This is a genomic window from Streptomyces sp. NBC_00631, from assembly GCF_045206895.1.
Taxonomy (GTDB): Bacteria; Actinomycetota; Actinomycetes; order Streptomycetales; family Streptomycetaceae; genus Streptomyces.
Genome location: NZ_CP107734.1, coordinates 9232104 through 9248707, shown reverse-complemented (window position 1 = coordinate 9248707; position 16604 = coordinate 9232104). Strand labels below are relative to the sequence as shown.

13 protein-coding genes are annotated in these 16604 nt (G+C 70.8%); 7 read left to right on the top strand and 6 right to left on the bottom strand.

The genetic code is table 11. The features are described from left to right. Window positions 1-44: 44 nt before the first annotated feature. The gene (locus OHB00_RS42075; protein WP_406443017.1) at window positions 45-470 is read right to left on the bottom strand and encodes a MarR family winged helix-turn-helix transcriptional regulator; all 426 of its coding nucleotides are present in this window, start codon (window positions 468-470) and stop codon (window positions 45-47) included. A 61-nt stretch (window positions 471-531) separates the two neighbouring features. On the opposite strand from OHB00_RS42075, the gene OHB00_RS42070 reads away from it, so the two are divergent. Further along, window positions 532-1452: an LLM class flavin-dependent oxidoreductase gene (locus OHB00_RS42070; protein ID WP_406443016.1), complete on the top strand. Its 921-nt coding sequence runs from the start codon at window positions 532-534 to the stop codon at window positions 1450-1452. Here the strand turns inward: OHB00_RS42070 and OHB00_RS42065 are convergent. The 3 genes from OHB00_RS42065 to sucC are packed head-to-tail and all read right to left on the bottom strand — an operon-like array spanning window position 1442 to window position 5028. Next, a complete protein-coding gene (locus tag OHB00_RS42065; RefSeq protein ID WP_406443015.1) occupies window positions 1442-2986 on the bottom strand; it encodes an aldehyde dehydrogenase family protein in 1545 nt (514 codons plus the stop codon). The two genes, OHB00_RS42070 and OHB00_RS42065, sit on opposite strands and share 11 nt — an antisense overlap. A gap of 3 nt (window positions 2987-2989) precedes the next feature. Continuing rightward, window positions 2990-3886, bottom strand: coding sequence for a succinate--CoA ligase subunit alpha (gene sucD, locus OHB00_RS42060; protein WP_406443014.1), 897 nt, complete (start codon window positions 3884-3886; stop codon window positions 2990-2992). Between the two features lie 11 nt (window positions 3887-3897). Further along, complete coding sequence (sucC, locus tag OHB00_RS42055; RefSeq protein WP_406443013.1) at window positions 3898-5028, bottom strand: ADP-forming succinate--CoA ligase subunit beta; 1131 nt, start codon at window positions 5026-5028, stop codon at window positions 3898-3900. 143 nt (window positions 5029-5171) lie between these two features. Here sucC and OHB00_RS42050 point away from each other — a divergent pair, with 143 nt between their 5' ends. The 6 genes from OHB00_RS42050 to OHB00_RS42025 all read left to right on the top strand — a co-directional run bounded on the left by OHB00_RS42050 (window position 5172) and on the right by OHB00_RS42025 (window position 14710). Continuing rightward, entirely contained in the window at window positions 5172-6854 is a 1683-nt protein-coding gene (locus OHB00_RS42050) for a thiamine pyrophosphate-binding protein (RefSeq protein WP_406443012.1), read from the top strand. A gap of 11 nt (window positions 6855-6865) precedes the next feature. Next, complete coding sequence (gene frc, locus OHB00_RS42045; RefSeq protein ID WP_406443010.1) at window positions 6866-8098, top strand: formyl-CoA transferase; 1233 nt, start codon at window positions 6866-6868, stop codon at window positions 8096-8098. A gap of 4 nt (window positions 8099-8102) precedes the next feature. Next, window positions 8103-10292: an acetate--CoA ligase family protein gene (locus tag OHB00_RS42040; protein WP_406443008.1), complete on the top strand. Its 2190-nt coding sequence runs from the start codon at window positions 8103-8105 to the stop codon at window positions 10290-10292. 126 nt (window positions 10293-10418) lie between these two features. Then, on the top strand, window positions 10419-11807 hold the full coding sequence (locus OHB00_RS42035) for an OFA family MFS transporter (protein WP_406443006.1): 1389 nt from the start codon (window positions 10419-10421) through the stop codon (window positions 11805-11807). A 1-nt stretch (window position 11808) separates the two neighbouring features. Continuing rightward, window positions 11809-13206, top strand: a complete 1398-nt coding sequence (locus OHB00_RS42030) for an OFA family MFS transporter (protein WP_406443004.1) — start codon at window positions 11809-11811, stop codon at window positions 13204-13206. Between the two features lie 517 nt (window positions 13207-13723). Next, window positions 13724-14710, top strand: a complete 987-nt coding sequence (locus tag OHB00_RS42025) for a hypothetical protein (RefSeq protein WP_406443002.1) — start codon at window positions 13724-13726, stop codon at window positions 14708-14710. Between the two features lie 13 nt (window positions 14711-14723). Here OHB00_RS42025 and OHB00_RS42020 read toward each other — a convergent pair whose 3' ends face one another. Beyond that, complete coding sequence (locus OHB00_RS42020; RefSeq protein WP_406443001.1) at window positions 14724-15401, bottom strand: GntR family transcriptional regulator; 678 nt, start codon at window positions 15399-15401, stop codon at window positions 14724-14726. A gap of 140 nt (window positions 15402-15541) precedes the next feature. Continuing rightward, complete coding sequence (locus OHB00_RS42015; protein ID WP_406442999.1) at window positions 15542-16489, bottom strand: beta-ketoacyl-ACP synthase III; 948 nt, start codon at window positions 16487-16489, stop codon at window positions 15542-15544. Window positions 16490-16604 lie beyond the last annotated feature (115 nt).

Here is a 16604-nt window from a genome sequence, read left to right as displayed (position 1 = left end):
CATACCCGCAGGTGGGCGCCGTCTCACCGTGCGTGCCCAGCCCACTACCGTCCGGGCAGCAGCGCACGCAGAGCCCGGACCAGGGTGGCGGCCGTCTCGTCGTCCAGCGGCGCGAGGAAGCGTCGCTCGGCCGCCACCCGCGCCTCCTCGGCCCGCCCCATCCGCTCACGCCCGGCATCGGTCAGCTCGACGATGTTGCGCCGCCGGTCCCGCGGACTGCGACGGCGCTCGACCCACCCCCGCCGCTCCAGCCCGTCGAGGAGCGCCACCATGGTCGTCCGGTCCACCCCCAGCCGCCCCGCCACCTCGATCTGCGACAGCGGCTCGGCCCCGGCGAGCACCACCAGCACGGCCAGGTCATGCCCGTCCATGTCGTAGGGCGCGAGTGCCTCGGCCGACGTCCGCGCCAGCTCGGCCTGGACGTGCTTGAGCAGGTAGCCCAGCCGGGATTCGAGGGGATCACTGACCATGCGACAGACGATATCGAAAACTGATCGTCAGCCTTGCTGACGATCCACTACGCTGACAGTCATGACGACTGGGACAGCTGTGCGCTTCGGCATCAAGACCACCCCCATGCACGTCCCCTACGACGACATCCGCCGCGTCTGGCAGGAGGCCGACGGGATACCCGAGATCTCCGACGCCTGGCTCTGGGACCACCTGCTGCCCGTGGCGGGGCCGAAGGGCGGAGCCGTCCACGAGGGCTGGACCCTGCTCGCCGCGCTGGCCGCGCAGACCGGTCGGCTGCGCCTCGGGCTGCTGGTGACCAGCAACCGGATCAGGCCGCCCGCGCTCCTCGGCAAGATGGCGTCCACCGTGGACGTGGTCTCGGGCGGGCGGCTGATCCTGGGTCTGGGCGTGGGCGGGACGCACCAGCCGCCCGGGGCCGGCGGGATCCGCGGAGAGAATCCGGCGGTCGCGGAGTACGCGGCCTACGGCCTCACGCTCGTGCCGCCCGCCGAGGGCATCGCCCGGCTCGCGGAGACGGTACGGATCCTGAAGCTGATGTGGACCAGGGACGTCTTCGACTTCGAGGGCGAGTACTACCGGCTCACCGGAACGCGCAACGAGCCAAAGCCGGTGCAGCGTCCGGGGCCCCCGCTGCTGATCGGCGGCTGGGGCACCCGCCTGCTGCGGCTGGTCGCCGAGCACGCCGACGTCTGGAACGTGCCCGGGCCGCCGCACAACACCGTGGAGTTCGTCGCCGGACGCGCCCGCGTACTGGACGCGCACTGCGCCGAACTGGGCCGGGACCCCGCGGAGATCGTCCGCTCGGTCCAGGTCCTGGTGTCGTACGACGACCCGGCCGCGACCCGGGCCACGGTCACCGCTCTGGTCCGCGCCGGGATGAACCACATCGTGCTGAGCCTGCCGCGCCCCTATCCGCGGGGAGTGGCCCGACGGCTCGCCGAGGAGGTGATCGCCCCCGTCCTCGCCGTCACGGCATGAGCTGGTAGCCCGGGAAGTTCCCCGGCAGCCGCTCCCCCGCCGGACCCTGCGTCACCGCCCGCACCAGCAGGGCCCCGCCAACGAAGGCTCCCCGCCAGGACGCGCCGAAGCCGCCGAAGAGCTCGTCGCGGTCGCCGCGGGAGCGTGGGGTGCCGTGGCCGATCTTGAAGGCGCGGATCTGCGGGGCCAGCCGGGCGAAGGTGGCCTCGTCGTCGGTGGAGAGCGTGGCGACCAGCGCGCCGTTGGAGGCGTTCATGGCGGCCAGCAGCTCGGCCTCCGTGTCGACCAGGACGATCGTGTCGACCGGGCCGAAGGGTTCCGCGTGGTGGAGCGGGGAGGAGGGGGGCGGGTTGAGGAGGGTGACCGGGTGGACGTACGACGACGTGTCCTGGCCGGGCAGGAAGCGGGCGTCGGCCGGGCTGCCGCGGTGCAGCGGGACGGCGCCGCGGTCCACGGCCTCGGCGACCTGGTCGGTCAGGTCCTTGGCCTTGGCCGCGTTGATCACCGGCCCGAAGTCCAGCTCCGGCAGCGGGTCGGCGGGGTCGGCGACCGCGAGGGGGTGGCCGATCCGCAGCCCGCGCACGGCCGGGAGGTAGGCGGTGAGGAACTCGTCGAACAGCTCGCGCTGGACGACGAAGCGCGGGTAGGCGGTGCAGCGCTGTTTGCCGTAGTCGAAGAGCTTGGGGACGACGGCGGTGAACGCGGCCCAGTCGGTGAAGTTCCAGATGCCCCAGGTGTTGAGTCCCTCCTGTTCCAGTACGTGCCGCTTGCCGAGGTCGGTGACGGCCGTGGCCACCGCGGCTCCCGTGTCCCGGCCGCCGACGAAGGAGACGCAGCCGATCTCGGGCGCCCGCACCAGCGCCTGGGAGAGCTCGCCCCCGCTGCCGCTGAGCAGGGTGACGGGCAGGCCCTCCCGGGCGGCCAGCGCACAGGCGAGGGTGAGACAGCCGACCCCGCCGTCGGTCGGGGTCTTCGCCACCACCGCGTTGCCCGCCAGAGCCTGGACCAGTACCGCGTGAACGAGCACGCTCATCGGGTAGTTCCAGCTGGCGATGTTGGACACCGGCCCGTCCAGCGGGCCCCGTCCCGCGAGCATCGGCTCGATGCCGTCGACGTACCAGCGCACCCCGTCGATCGCCCGGTCGACGTCCGCCTGGGCGAGCCGCCAGGGCTTGCCGATCTCCCAGACGAGCAGCAGGGCGAGGAGTTCGCGGTGTTCGGTCAGGGCGTCGAGGGTGGCGGCCACCCTGGCCCGGCGCTCCGCCAGCGGGACGTGCCGCCAGGCGCGGTGCTGGTCGAGGCAGGCGCGGACGGCCCGGTGCGCGGTGTCACGGTCGAGCCGTGGGGCGCCGGCGATCGGGCTGCCGTCGACGGGGCTGGTCGCGGGCAGCGGCCGGCCGTCGGGCTGCCAGGTGGCGGCCCAGAGGTTGAGGACCCGGTCGTCGCGGAAGGCCTCGGGGGCGACGGCGAGACAGCGCGCCCAGGCGTCGCGCCAGCCGGTGCCCGGCTTCTGCACGAGGGAGGCAGAGGACATGGGTCAACTCCCCTCCGGCTGACGGGCGTCGAGCAGCTCCAGGACCAGCCGGGCGGTCTCGCTCGGAGTGCTCCCCACCCGCACCCCGGCCGCCTCCAGCGCCTCCTGCTTGGCCCGCGCGGTACCGGCCGAACCGGACACGATGGCGCCCGCGTGGCCCATGGTGCGGCCCTCGGGTGCGGTGAACCCGGCGATGTAGCCGACGACCGGCTTGCTGACGTGCTCCCGGATGTAGGCGGCGGCCCGCTCCTCCGCGTCGCCTCCGATCTCCCCGATGAGCACGACGAGTTCGGTGTCGGGGTCCTCCTGGAAGGCGCCCAGGCAGTCGATGTGGCTGGTCCCGACGACCGGGTCGCCGCCGATGCCCACGCAGGTGGAGAAGCCGATGTCCCGCAGCTCGTACATGAGTTGGTAGGTCAGCGTGCCCGACTTGGAGACGAGACCGATCCGGCCGGGCTTGGTGATGTCCGGGGGGATGATGCCCGCGTTGGACTGGCCGGGGGTGATCAGCCCCGGGCAGTTGGGACCGATGATCCGCGTGCCCCTGCCCCGGGCGTACGAGGTGAAGGCGACCGAGTCGTGGACCGGGATGCCCTCGGTGATCACCACCGCGAGGCCGATGCCGGCGTCGGCTGCCTCCAGTACCGCCGCCTTGGCGAAGGCGGGCGGCACGAAGACGACGGTGACGTCGGCGCCGGTCGCCGCCATGCCCTCGGCCACCGTGCCGAAGACCGGGACGGCACGTTCGCCGAAGTCGACGGTCCGGCAGGCCTTGCGCGGGTTGACGCCGCCGACGACGTCGGTCCCGGCGGCGAGCATCCGCCGCGTGTGCTTCATGCCCTCGGCGCCGGTCATGCCCTGGACGAGGACTTTGCTCTCCTTGGTGAGGTAGATCGCCATGACAGGACTCCTCAGGCGGTGGTGGCGAGTCGGGCCGCGCGGCGGGCGGCGCCGTCCATGGTGGTGGCCTGTTCGACCAGGGGGTGTGCGCGGCCGTCGAGGATCGCCCGGCCGCGTGCCGCGTTGTTGCCGTCGAGGCGGACCACCAGCGGCTTGGTCAGGCGGACGGTCTCCAGAGCCCGGACGATGCCGTCGGCGACCGCGTCGCATGCCGTGATCCCGCCGAAGACGTTGACGAAGACCGACTTCACCGACGGGTCGGAGAGGATCACCGCCAGCCCGTCGGCCATGACCTGCGCGGACGCCCCGCCCCCGATGTCCAGGAAGTCGGCGGGCCGTGCGCCACAGCCGGCCACCGCGTCCAGGGTGGACATCACCAGGCCCGCGCCGTTGCCGATGATGCCGACCTCGCCGTCGAGCCTGACGTAGTTGAGCCCCTTCGCGGCGGCCGCCACCTCCAGCGGGTCGTTCTGCGCGGTCTCGTCGGCGCCCCAACGGGCCTGCCGGAAGCGCGCGTTGTCGTCCAGGGTGACCTTGCCGTCGAGGGCCAGGATCCGGCCCTCCGCGGTACGCACGAGCGGGTTCACCTCGACGAGCAGCGCGTCCTCGCGGACCAGCACCTGCCACAGCCGTACGAGGACGTCGACGGTCTGCGGCGGCAGTCCGGCGGCCGTGGCGATCTCCTGGGCCTTGGCGGAGGTGACACCGACCGCGGGGTCGACGGGGACCCGTGCCACCGCCTCGGGCCGGGCCGCGGCCACCTCCTCGATCTCCGTGCCGCCCTCGGCGGAGGCGATCGCCAGGAACCCGCCGGCTGTCCGGTCCAGGACGTAGGAGACGTAGAACTCCCTGTCGATGGCGACCGGTTGGGCCAGCATCACCTTGCGGACCGTGTGCCCCTTGATGTCCATGCCGAGGATCTGACGTGCCGTGAGCTCTGCCGCGGCCGGGTCGGCGGCGATCTTCACGCCACCCGCCTTGCCTCGGCCACCGGTCTTGACCTGCGCCTTCACGACGACCTTTCCGCCGAGCCGGCGGGCGATCCCCCGGGCCTCCTTGGGCGAGTCGGTCACCTCTGCCCTCGGTACCACGATGCCGTGTTCCTCGAAGAGTTCCCTTGCCTGGTGTTCGTACAGGTCCATTTCGGCTCCTGTCTTGAAAGTGCCGCACGCCCCCTGGACACCACCCACCGGATGCGGGATAACAAGGTTCATACAGTATTCGTCGACTGTATGCAATGTACCGCGAGAGCGTTCCCACCCCTACGAAGGGACAGGACTCCGCCATGCCCGACGACACCCAGGACCTGATTTCCGGTGGTCATCTCGTTGCCAAGGCGCTGAAGGCAGAGGGGGTCGACCGCATCTACACGCTGTGCGGCGGCCACATCATCGACATCTACGACGGCTGCGTCGACGAGGGCATAGAAGTCGTCGACGTCCGCCACGAACAGGTGGCCGCCCACGCCGCCGACGGCTACGCGCGGATCACCGGCAGGCCCGGATGCGCGGTCGTGACCGCCGGTCCGGGGACGACCGACGCCGTCACCGGCGTCGCCAACGCCTTCCGCGCGGAGTCCCCGATGCTGCTGATCGGCGGCCAGGGGGCGCTCGCCCAGCACAAGATGGGATCCCTGCAGGACCTGCCGCACGTCGACATGATGGCGCCGATCACCAAGTTCGCGGCGACCGTCCCGGACACCGCCCGCGCCGCCGACATGGTCTCCATGGCGTTCCGCGAGTGCTACCACGGCGCGCCCGGCCCCTCCTTCCTGGAGATACCCCGCGACGTCCTCGACGCCAAGGTCCCGACGGAGAGGGCCCGCATACCCAGGGCGGGCGCCTACCGCGCCGCCACCCGCTCGGCCGGCGACCCGGACGCCGTCGAGAAGCTCGCCGACCTCCTGGTACACGCCGAGAAACCGGCCATCCTGCTCGGCAGCCAGGTCTGGACGACCCGCGGCACCGCCGCCGCCATCGAACTCGTCCGCACCCTCGACATCCCGGCGTACATGAACGGCGCGGGCCGCGGCACCCTGCCGCCCGGCGACCCGCACCACTTCCAGCTCTCCCGCCGGTACGCCTTCTCCAACGCCGACGTCATCGTGATCGTCGGCACCCCCTTCGACTTCCGGATGGGCTACGGCAAGCGCCTCTCCCCCACCGCGACCGTCGTCCAGATCGACCTCGACTACCGAACGGTCGGCAAGAACCGGGACATCGACCTCGGGATCGTCGGGGACGCGGGGCTCATCCTCAAGTCCGTGACCGAGGCCGCCTCGGGGCGCGTCAACGGCGGCGCCTCCAGGCGCAAGGAGTGGCTCGACGAACTGCGCGCCGCCGAACAGACCGCGATCGAGAAGCGGTTGCCGCAACTGCGCTCGGACGCCTCACCCATCCACCCCTACCGCCTGGTCAGCGAGATCAACGACTTCCTCACCGAGGACTCGATCTACATCGGCGACGGCGGAGACATCGTCACCTTCTCCGGACAGGTCGTGCAGCCCAAGTCGCCGGGCCACTGGATGGATCCGGGTCCGCTGGGCACCCTCGGCGTCGGCGTCCCCTTCGTGCTCGCAGCCAAACAGGCCCGCCCCGACAACGAGGTGGTCGCCCTCTTCGGCGACGGCGCCTTCTCCCTCACCGGCTGGGACTTCGAGACCCTGGTCCGCTACGACCTCCCCTTCGTCGGCATCGTCGGCAACAACTCCTCGATGAACCAGATCCGTTACGGCCAGGCCGCCAAGTACGGCACGGAGCGCGAGCGGGTCGGCAACACCCTCGGGGACGTCCACTACGACAAGTTCGCCCAGATGCTGGGCGGTTACGGCGAAGAGGTCCGGGACCCCGCCGACATCGGCCCCGCGCTGCGCCGGGCCCGGGAGTCGGGCAGGCCGTCGCTGATCAACGTCTGGGTCGACCCGGACGCGTACGCCCCCGGAACCATGAACCAGACCATGTACAAGTGAGGTGAACGTCGATGACCGCCAAGGCACTTGAGGGCATTCGCGTCCTCGACATGACCCACGTCCAGTCGGGCCCCTCGGCCACCCAGCTGCTCGCCTGGCTCGGTGCGGACGTCGTCAAACTGGAGGCGCCGACCGGTGACATCACGCGCAGGCAGCTGCGCGACCTCCCGGACGTCGACTCCCTCTACTTCACGATGCTCAACTGCAACAAGCGGAGCATCACCCTCAACACCAAGACCGAGCGGGGCAGGGAACTGCTGACCGAGCTGATCCGCCGCTCGGATGTGATGGTGGAGAACTTCGGTCCGGGCGCGGTCGACCGGATGGGGTTCACCTGGGATCGTATCAAGGAGATCAACCCCCGGATCGTCTACGCCTCCATCAAGGGGTTCGGGGACGGCCCGTACACCAACTTCAAGGCGTACGAGGTGGTCGCGCAGGCGATGGGCGGGTCGATGGCGACCACCGGCTTCGAGGACGGTCCGCCGCTGGCCACGGGCGCGCAGATCGGTGACTCGGGCACCGGAGTGCATGCGGTGGCCGGAATACTGGCGGCACTCTTCCAGCGGGAGCGCACCGGCCGCGGTCAGCGCGTCAACGTCGCCATGCAGCACGCCGTGCTGAACCTCTGCCGGGTCAAGCTCCGCGACCAGCAGCGGCTCACCCACGGCCGGCTCGCCGAGTACCCCAACGAGGACTTCGGCGACGAGGTGCCCCGCTCCGGCAACGCCTCCGGCGGCGGCCAGCCCGGCTGGGCGGTCAAATGCGCGCCGGGCGGCCCGAACGACTACGTGTACGTCATCGTGCAGCCCGTCGGCTGGCAGCCGATCACCCGGCTGATCGGCCGGCCGGAGCTCGCGGACGACCCCGAGTGGGCGACCCCGGAGACCCGCCTGCCCAAGCTCAACAAGATGTTCCAGCTGATCGAGGAGTGGTCCTCGACCCTCCCCAAGTGGGAGGTCCTGGAGCAGCTCAACGCCCACAACATCCCGTGCGGACCGATCCTCTCCACCAAGGAGATCATCGAGGACGAGTCTCTGGTCGCCAACGAGATGGTGGTCACCGTCCCGCACCCCGAGCGCGGCGAGTTCGTCACGGTCGGCAGCCCCCTCAAGCTCTCCGACTCCCCCGTCGAGGTCACCGGTTCACCGCTGCTCGGCGAGCACAACGAAGCGGTCTACGTGGGTGAACTCGGGCTCGGCGACGAGGAGTTGCGCCTGCTCAAGTCGAACGGAGTGATCTGACGTGATGGCAGAGGACCGGGAGCTGCGGGTCCGCGCGCTCCTCGACTCGGTGCGGGCTCAGGGCCGTACGGCACTCACCGCGCCGGAGGGCAGGGTGATCGCCGACGCGTACGGGATCGCCGTACCGGGCGAGGAGCTGGCCACCGACGTGGACGAGGCGGTGGCGTACGCGGCACGCTTCGACGGGCCGGTGGTGATGAAGATCGTGTCGCCGGACATCCTGCACAAGACCGACGCCGGCGGGGTCGTCGTCGGGGTGGAAGGCGCGACGGACGTGCGGGCGGCCTTCCACCGGATCGTGGCGAACGCGCGCGCCTACGACGCCGAGGCCCGGATCGAGGGCGTCCAGGTCCAGGAGCTGCTGCCGCGGGGTACGGAGGTCATCGTCGGCGCGGTCACCGACCCCACCTTCGGCAAGGTCGTCGCCTTCGGGCTCGGCGGAGTGCTGGTCGAGGTGCTGAAGGACGTGACCTTCCGGCTCGCACCTGTCACTGCCGACGAGGCGCTGTCGATGCTGGACTCCGTCAAGGCGGCCGAGGTGCTGCGCGGGGTGCGCGGGCAGCCGGGGGTGGACCGGTGGGCGGTCGCCGAGCAGATCCGCCGGGTCTCCCAACTGGTCGCGGACTTCCCGGAGATCGCCGAGGTGGACCTCAACCCGGTGATCGCGACCGCAGAGGGCGCGGTCGCCGCCGACATCAGGATCCTCCTCGCGGAGCAACAGCCGCCGCCGCGCAGGAAGTACTCCCGCGAGGAGATCCTGGAGAGCATGCGCCGGCTGATGCAGCCCCGCTCCGTCGCCGTGATCGGCGCCTCCAACGAACAGGGCAAGATCGGCAACTCGGTGATGCGCAACCTCGTGGACGGCGGGTTCGCCGGGGAGATCCACCCGGTGAACCCCAAGGCCGATGACATTCTCGGCCGCAAGGCGTACAAGAGTGTCACGGACGTTCCCGGTGAGGTGGATGTGGCCGTCTTCGCCATCCCCGCCAAGTTCGTGGCAGCGGCGCTGGAGGAGGTGGGCCGGAAGCGGATCCCCAACGCCGTCCTGATCCCCTCCGGTTTCGCGGAGACCGGCGAGGACGAACTCCAGGCCGAGATCGTCGCGATCGGCGAACGCCACGGCATCCGCCTCCTCGGCCCGAACATCTACGGCTACTACTCCACCTGGCAGGACCTGTGCGCGACGTTCTGCACACCGTACGACGTGAAGGGCGGCGTGGCGCTGACGTCCCAGTCGGGCGGGATCGGCATGGCGATCCTGGGTTTCGCGCGCACCACGAAGACGGGAGTGTCGGCGATCGTCGGCCTCGGCAACAAGTCGGACCTGGACGAGGACGACCTGCTGACCTGGTTCGGCGAGGACCCGCACACCGAGTGCATCGCGATGCACCTGGAGGACCTCAAGGACGGCCGCGCCTTCGTCGAGGCGGCGCGTGACACCGTACCCAGGAAGCCTGTCGTGGTCCTCAAGGCGGGCCGCACGGCAGCCGGGGCCAAGGCCGCCGGTTCGCACACGGGCGCGCTCGCGGGCGACGACGCGGTGTACGACGACATCCTGCGGCAGGCGGGTGTCATCCGGGCGCCGGGCCTGAACGACATGCTGGAGTACGCGCGCGGCCTGCCGGTGCTGCCGACCCCGCGGGGCGACAACGTGGTGATCATCACCGGCGCGGGCGGCAGCGGCGTGCTGTTGTCCGACGCGGTGACCGACAACGGACTCTCCCTGATGGCGATTCCGGCCGACCTGGACGAGGCGTTCCGCCGCTTCATCCCGCCCTTCGGGGCCGCCGGCAACCCGGTGGACATCACGGGCGGCGAGCCGCCGTCGACGTACGAGGCGACGATCCGGCTCGGACTTGAGGACCCGCGGATCCACGCGCTCGTCCTCGGCTACTGGCACACCATCGTCACCCCGCCGATGGTGTTCGCGGAGCTCACCGCACGGGTGGTCGCGGAGTTCCGGGAGCGGGGCATCGAGAAACCGGTCGTCGCCTCGCTCGCGGGGGACGTCGAGGTCGAGGAGGCCTGCCAGTACCTGTACGAGCGTGGGGTCGTGGCATACCCGTACACGACCGAACGGCCGGTGGCCGTGCTCGGCGCCAAGTACCGCTGGGCGCGGGCGGCCGGGCTGCTGAAGAGCGGACTGCCGAGGGGCGGAGTGCCGGGGAGCGGAGTGTCGGGGGGCGGGTCATGACGTAGCCGAGGAAGGGGCCGGCCGGCGGAGCGCGTCCCCGGTCGGCCCCGGGACCCGTGCGCGCACGAAAGGCATTGGACAGGGGGCGCTGGCCAGAACTTTCGACGCAAGGGGTGCTGAGCGAACATGTCATCCATCGATCTATCGGCGTCCGTCCCCTTCAGGGAGGTGACGGACCGCAACGGCCGCAGGTACCGGATCGGCGAGACCGACGTCGATCTCATGGGCCGGCCACGGAAATGGATGGTCATCCTGCCCTGGGTGGGCATGATGGGCATCAGCTCCGCCGAGTACGCGTTCACGTCGGCGGAGGACACGCTGCACGAGGCGCAGCTGTGGAGCAGCGGGCACATCTTCTGGCTGATGGGCGTCTGGGTGTTCTTCCAGGCGGCCGTGGCCTTCCCGGCCGGGCAACTGCGCGAGACCGGACGGCTCCCCGCGCGTACGGCCATGCTGATCGGCGCGGCCGGCACGCTGGTGGGCTATCTGGCGCTGGCGTTCGCGCCGAACGTGGTCGTCGCCTATCTCGGCTTCGGCATGTGCAGCGGTATCGGCGCCGGTCTCGTCTACGCGACCTGCGTGAACATGGTGGGCAAGTGGTATCCGGAGCGCAAGGGCGGCAAGACGGGCTTCGTGAACGGCGGTTTCGCCTACGGGTCCGTGCCGTTCGTGTTCCTCTTCACCTCGGTGCTCGACCTGGGCAACTACCGGGTTCTGCTGTCGTCGGTCGGCATCGGTCTGTGTCTGGTGGTGGCGTCGGCGGGCTGGTTCTTCAAGGACCCGCCGAAGAACTGGTGGCCGCCGCACGTGGACCCGCTGAAAGCCACTCAGGACCCCCGAACACGACGGGCGTTGGAGAAGAACCCGCCGGCGATCAAGCAGTACACCCCGAAGGAGGCCGCCCGTACACCCGTCCTGTGGATGATGTGGTTCTGCCTGCTCTGCACGGCCGGGATCAATATCTTCGGCATCGCCTTCCAGGTGCCGTTCGGCAAGGACATGGGGTTCGCGGGCGGGATCGTGGCCACGGCCATGTCGTTGAAGGCCATCGTCAACGGCACCGGGCGCGGGGTCATCGGCTGGATCTCGGACCGCTACGGCCGCCGCAACACGCTCATCATCGTCTGCATCGTGCTCGGCACCGCACAGTTCGGCGTACTGGTCTCCGGCCAGGTGCACAGCATGCCGTTCTTCCTGTTCTGCTCCATGGTCTCCGGGTTCGGCGGCGGGGCGGTCTTCCCGCTCTTCGCGGCCATGACGGCGGACTACTTCGGTGAGAACAACAACGCCACCAACTACGGAATGGTCTACAGCTCCAAGCTGATCTCCGGCCTGGTGGGCTCCGGTCTGGGCGCGGTCGTCGTCGGTGAGTGGGACTACCACGGCGCGTTCGTGCTCGCGGGCTCCGTCGGCCTGGCCTCCGCAGTGCTGGCTCTCTTCCTCAAGGCACCGGGCAGGCCCAGCGCCCGGCGCATCGTCCCCAACCCGCATCCGCTCGGCGAGGAGATGGCGTGACATGTCGGCAGACCCTGTAGCGACGAACAGCACCGACGCCGGACGACGGCCGTACCGCGAGGTCACGGACGCCCGCGGCCGGGTGTACCGGATCGGCGAGACCGACCGGGACATCCTCGGCCACTCCCGCAACATCATGGTGTACCTGCCGTGGATCGCCATGATGGCCATCAGCGTCTTCGAGTACGCGTACGGCTCCGCGGAGGACACCCTCTCCCACGCGCACGGCTGGACGCAGTCCAACACCTTCTGGATCCTCAGCATCTGGGTGTTCTTCCAGGCCGGCATCGCCTTCCCGGCGGGCTGGCTGCGCGAGAGGGGCATCCTGACCGCGCGCCGCGCCATGTACGCGGGTTCTGTGATGTGCCTCGTGGGCTTTTTGGCCCTGTCCCACATCAGCGAGATCTGGCTGGCGATCATCGGCTTCGGAGTGATCGGCGGCCTCGGCTCCGGCCTGGTCTACGCGACCTGCATCAACATGGTCGGCAAGTGGTTCCCCGAACGCCGGGGCGCCCGCACCGGGTTCGTGAACGGCGGCTTCGCGTACGGCTCCCTCCCCTTCATCTTCATCTTCAACTACGCCTTCGACACGGCCAACTACCACCGCGTCCTGGACCTGATCGGCGTCTACGTCATGGTCGTGGTCCTGGTCTCAGCGTTCTTCTTCAAGGACCCGCCGAAGAACTGGTGGCCGGCCGACATCGACCCGCTCACCCACTCGGGCGGCGCCAGGACCGCGACGGCACTCGCCAAGAACCCGCCCGCGGTACGCCAGTTCACCCCGAAGGAGGCGATCCGCACGGGCATGCTCCCCCTGATGTGGATCTCGATCGTGATGACGGCCGGCGTCTCGATCTTCGGCATCTCCTTCCAGGTGGACTTCGCGAAGGACGTCGGCTTCGGTCCCCTGGTCGCGGCCTCCTCCATGGGCGTGATGGCGGTCATCAACGGCGTGGGCCGCGGCGTGGTGGGCTGGCTCTCCGACCGCCTCGGCCGAAAGCCGACGCTCGTCTTCGTCATCGTCGTCCTCGGTCTCGCCCAGTTCGGCGTGATCTGGGCCGGTGGCATCAAGAGCGAATGGCTGTTCCTGTTCTTCGCCTTCCTCTCCGGTTTCGGCGGCGGCGCCTTCTACCCGCTCTTCGCCGCCCTCACCCCGGACTACTTCGGCGAGAACTACAACGCCACCAACTACGGCCTCGTCTACAGCGGCAAGCTCATCAGCGGCCTCTTCGGCGGCGGCCTGGGCTCCATGGTGGTCGGCGCCTGGGGCTACAACGGGGCGTACGCCCTCGCCGGCGGCATCTCGATGCTGGCGGCGGGGGTGGCACTGCTGCTGCGGCAGCCGGGGCGGGGGGCGGCCACGACGGTGGGGGCCGTACAGGCACAGACGGCTACCTGACGGTTTCCGCCGAACCGTGGTACGAGGTCTTTCCAGTGCTGAGTCCCGGCCCCGTGTCCGGGACTCAGCCGTTTACAGAACACGGCATGCGCCGCCCTCCCGGACAGCGCTGTACCCGGATCCGGAGGGCAGCGGACCGCTCCTCGGAGAACGTGGCGCTGAGATGAGTCCACAGGGCCACCGAGGAGGCGGTACGTATTCGGCGGCTTCGACCGGTCCACGGGCGGCGGGAGCGGACAGGGGCTGGGGCCGGCCTGCGTGCGCTGAATGGACGGCGTGGTCGTCCCGGCGGCCATCAGCCGGGCCTCCCACGGGCGTGCGCACCGGGCCGAGCCGTGGCCCCCCGCCTTGCGAGGGGATCCGCCTGTCTCCGCGCTGTGCCACTGACGATCTTCCCTCCCGCCGGTCACCCCTTCCGCCTGTGCCGCGACGACGGGTAGCCGCAGGGGCCGCCCTGTCCCGTAGATTTCCGGCGAGGGGCCTCGCAGCGGGGCACCCGAGTGGGGGGTGGTCATCGATGACCGTGGAGTCGATACCGGTGAAGTCGGCGCCGAAGTCGCTGCTGTGGGACGGCGACGAGCTGGTCTCCGGAGTCGGGGGCGGCCGACGCTGGGGCCGCGACAGGGTGGAGCGCACGGCGCCCTTCGCTTGGAGCTTTCCGTTCGACACCGGGGTCGCCTCGGCCTCCGGGCGCTACTCCGCGGTGTACCAGGAGCGCGGCACCAAGGGCGTGCTGCTCGAAGGCGAACGGGTCGTGCGGGAGCTGAACCGCAGCTACTACCGCGCGCCGGACTACGACTACCCGCTCGCCCTGGGCGCGTTGACCGACGGACGCGAGGTCGTCGTGCACTGCCCCGACGAATACAACGTGCTCCAGATCGAGGACGCGGCGAGCGGCGAGCGGCTGACCGGCGGCGGGCGGGAGCCGCAGGACGTCTTCCACTCCAGGCTTGGCCTGAGCCCGGACGGCCGGTACCTGCTCTCGGTCGGCTGGTTCTGGCACCCCTTCGGGACGGCCCTGGTCTACGACACGGCGCTCGCGCTCAGCGAGCCCGGCAGTCTGGACGGCGAGGGTCTGCTGCCGTCGGCGGCGGTCATGAGCGGGGAGGTGACGGCGGGCTGCTGGCTCGACGCCGACCGGCTGGTGCTGGCGGCGGGGGCGGAGGAGTGGGACGACGAGGAGGCAGCCGGGCTGCCGCCGCGCCATCTCGGTGTGTGGTCGGTGTCCGCAGGACGTTGGCTCCACCGCAGCCCCGTCGCCGGTGCCGAACCGGGTGTCCTGCTCCTGCCCCGCGGTGATCAGGTGATCTCGTTCCCCGGCCACCCGCGACTGCTCGACCCGGCCACCGGGCGCGTCGTCGCGGAGTGGCCCGAGGTCGGCGTACCCGCAAAATCCGCGTGCTTCGGCCGCCACGTCCCGACCCCCGTCGCCGCCCTCCACCCCGACGGCACCCGGCTGGCTGTCGCGACGGCGGAAGGCATCGCCCTCATCACGCTGCCCTGAGCCCGGACCGGGGTCAGGACCTCGCCCGCTCGTGGTACGAGCGCCGGGTGTGCTCCGTGTGTTCGCGCATCAAGGTGGTCGCCAGCTGCTCGTCGCGGGCCGTGATCGCCGCGATCAGTTCGCGGTGCTCGATCCAGGACTCGTGGCCACGCTGGCGGGCCACCGGGGTGTAGTACCAGCGGACCCGGCGGTCGACCTGGGCGGCGAGTTCGGCGAGGACCGTGTTGCCGGCCAGGTCCATGATCTTGGCGTGGAACGCGGCGTTGAGGGCGACGGCCCGGTCCACGTCGTCCGCGGTGACCGCCTTCTCGCCCTCGGCGCAGAGGGATTCGAGGGCGGCCACTCCCGCGCTGCCCGCGTTGGCCGCGGCGAGCCGTGCCGCCTCCGCCTCCAACAGGGTGCGGACGGTGAGGAGCTGGTCGGCCTCCGCCTCCGTCGGCTCGTGGACGAACGCGCCCTGTGCGGGGCGCAGGTCCACCCAGCCCTCGGTGTTCAGCCGCTGGAGTGCCTCGCGCACCGGCTGCCGGGAGACGCCGAGGTGGCCGGCGAGTTCGCTCTCGACGAGGTGCTGGCCGGGCTGGAGGGCACGGGTGGTGATGAGTTCCAGCAGCGCCTCGTAGACGCGGTCGCGCAGCGGGCCGGGGCGTTCCAGCTTCGGCACCGCGCCCTGCGGCAGTCCGGCAGACAACATCGGTCTCCCCCTCCTCGGCAGACGCGCAGAGAGTCCATCCCAGTATCGATTGGCTTTCGTCTACAGTCTACGGTGCACAAAGGCCGGGTGGAGCGGGAGTCGGGCGCGTCACCTCGCGGTGCGCGCCCCGGGGAGGGACATCAGGGACAGCGGACGACCTGACCGGCGTACGACAGGTTGCCGCCGAAGCCGAACAGCAGGATCGGGTCGCCGCCCGACACCCGCCCCTGTTCGACCAGCTTGGAGAGGGCGAGCGGAATGCTCGCGGCCGAGGTGTTGCCGGATTCGGTGACGTCCCGCGCGACGACCGCGTCGACCGCACCGATCCTCTGGGCGAGCGGCTCGATGATCCGCAGGTTCGCCTGGTGCAGGACGACCGCCGCGAGGTCGGCGGGGGCGATCCCGGCCTTCTCACAGGCGCGCCGGGCGATGGGCGGCAGCTGGGTGGTGGCCCAGCGGTAGACGCTCTGCCCCTCCTGCGCGAACCGGGGCGGGGTGCCCTCGATCCGTACGGCGTGGCTCATCTCGGGGACCGAGCCCCACAGCACCGGGCCGATACCGGGCTCCTCGCCGGGGCCGCACGCCTCGACCACGGCGGCGCCCGCGCCGTCGCCGACCAGGACGCACGTCGTACGGTCGGTCCAGTCCGTCACCTCGGACATCTTGTCGGCCCCGATGACGAGCGCGCGGGTGGCCGCGCCCGCCCGGACGGTGTGGTCGGCGGTGGCGAGCGCGTGGGTGAAGCCGGCGCAGACGACGTTGACGTCCATCGCTGCGGGATGCGGGATGCCGAGCCGGGCGGCGACGCGCGCGGCCATGTTCGGGGAGCGGTCGATCGCGGTGGAGGTGGCGACCAGGACCAGGTCGATGTCCGCGGGGGTGAGGCCGGCCGCGGCGAGGGCCTTGGCCGCGGCGTGGGCGGCCAGCTCGTCGACGGGTTCGTCGGGGCCGGCGATGTGCCGGGTGTTGATGCCCACCCGGCTGCGGATCCACTCGTCACTGGTGTCGACCATGCCCGCCAGGTCCTCGTTGGTGAGTACCTTCGCGGGCTGGTAGTGGCCGACGGCGGCGATGCGCGAGCCGTTCATGGGTGGTGGGTCCCCCTCGTTGCCTCGGTGTGGGCCCACCAGTCTGTTCAGTGACTCACGGGTACGAGGGCACGTGAGGCCACAGGAAACGGGCGGCCGAGTTGTCGGCTTCTTG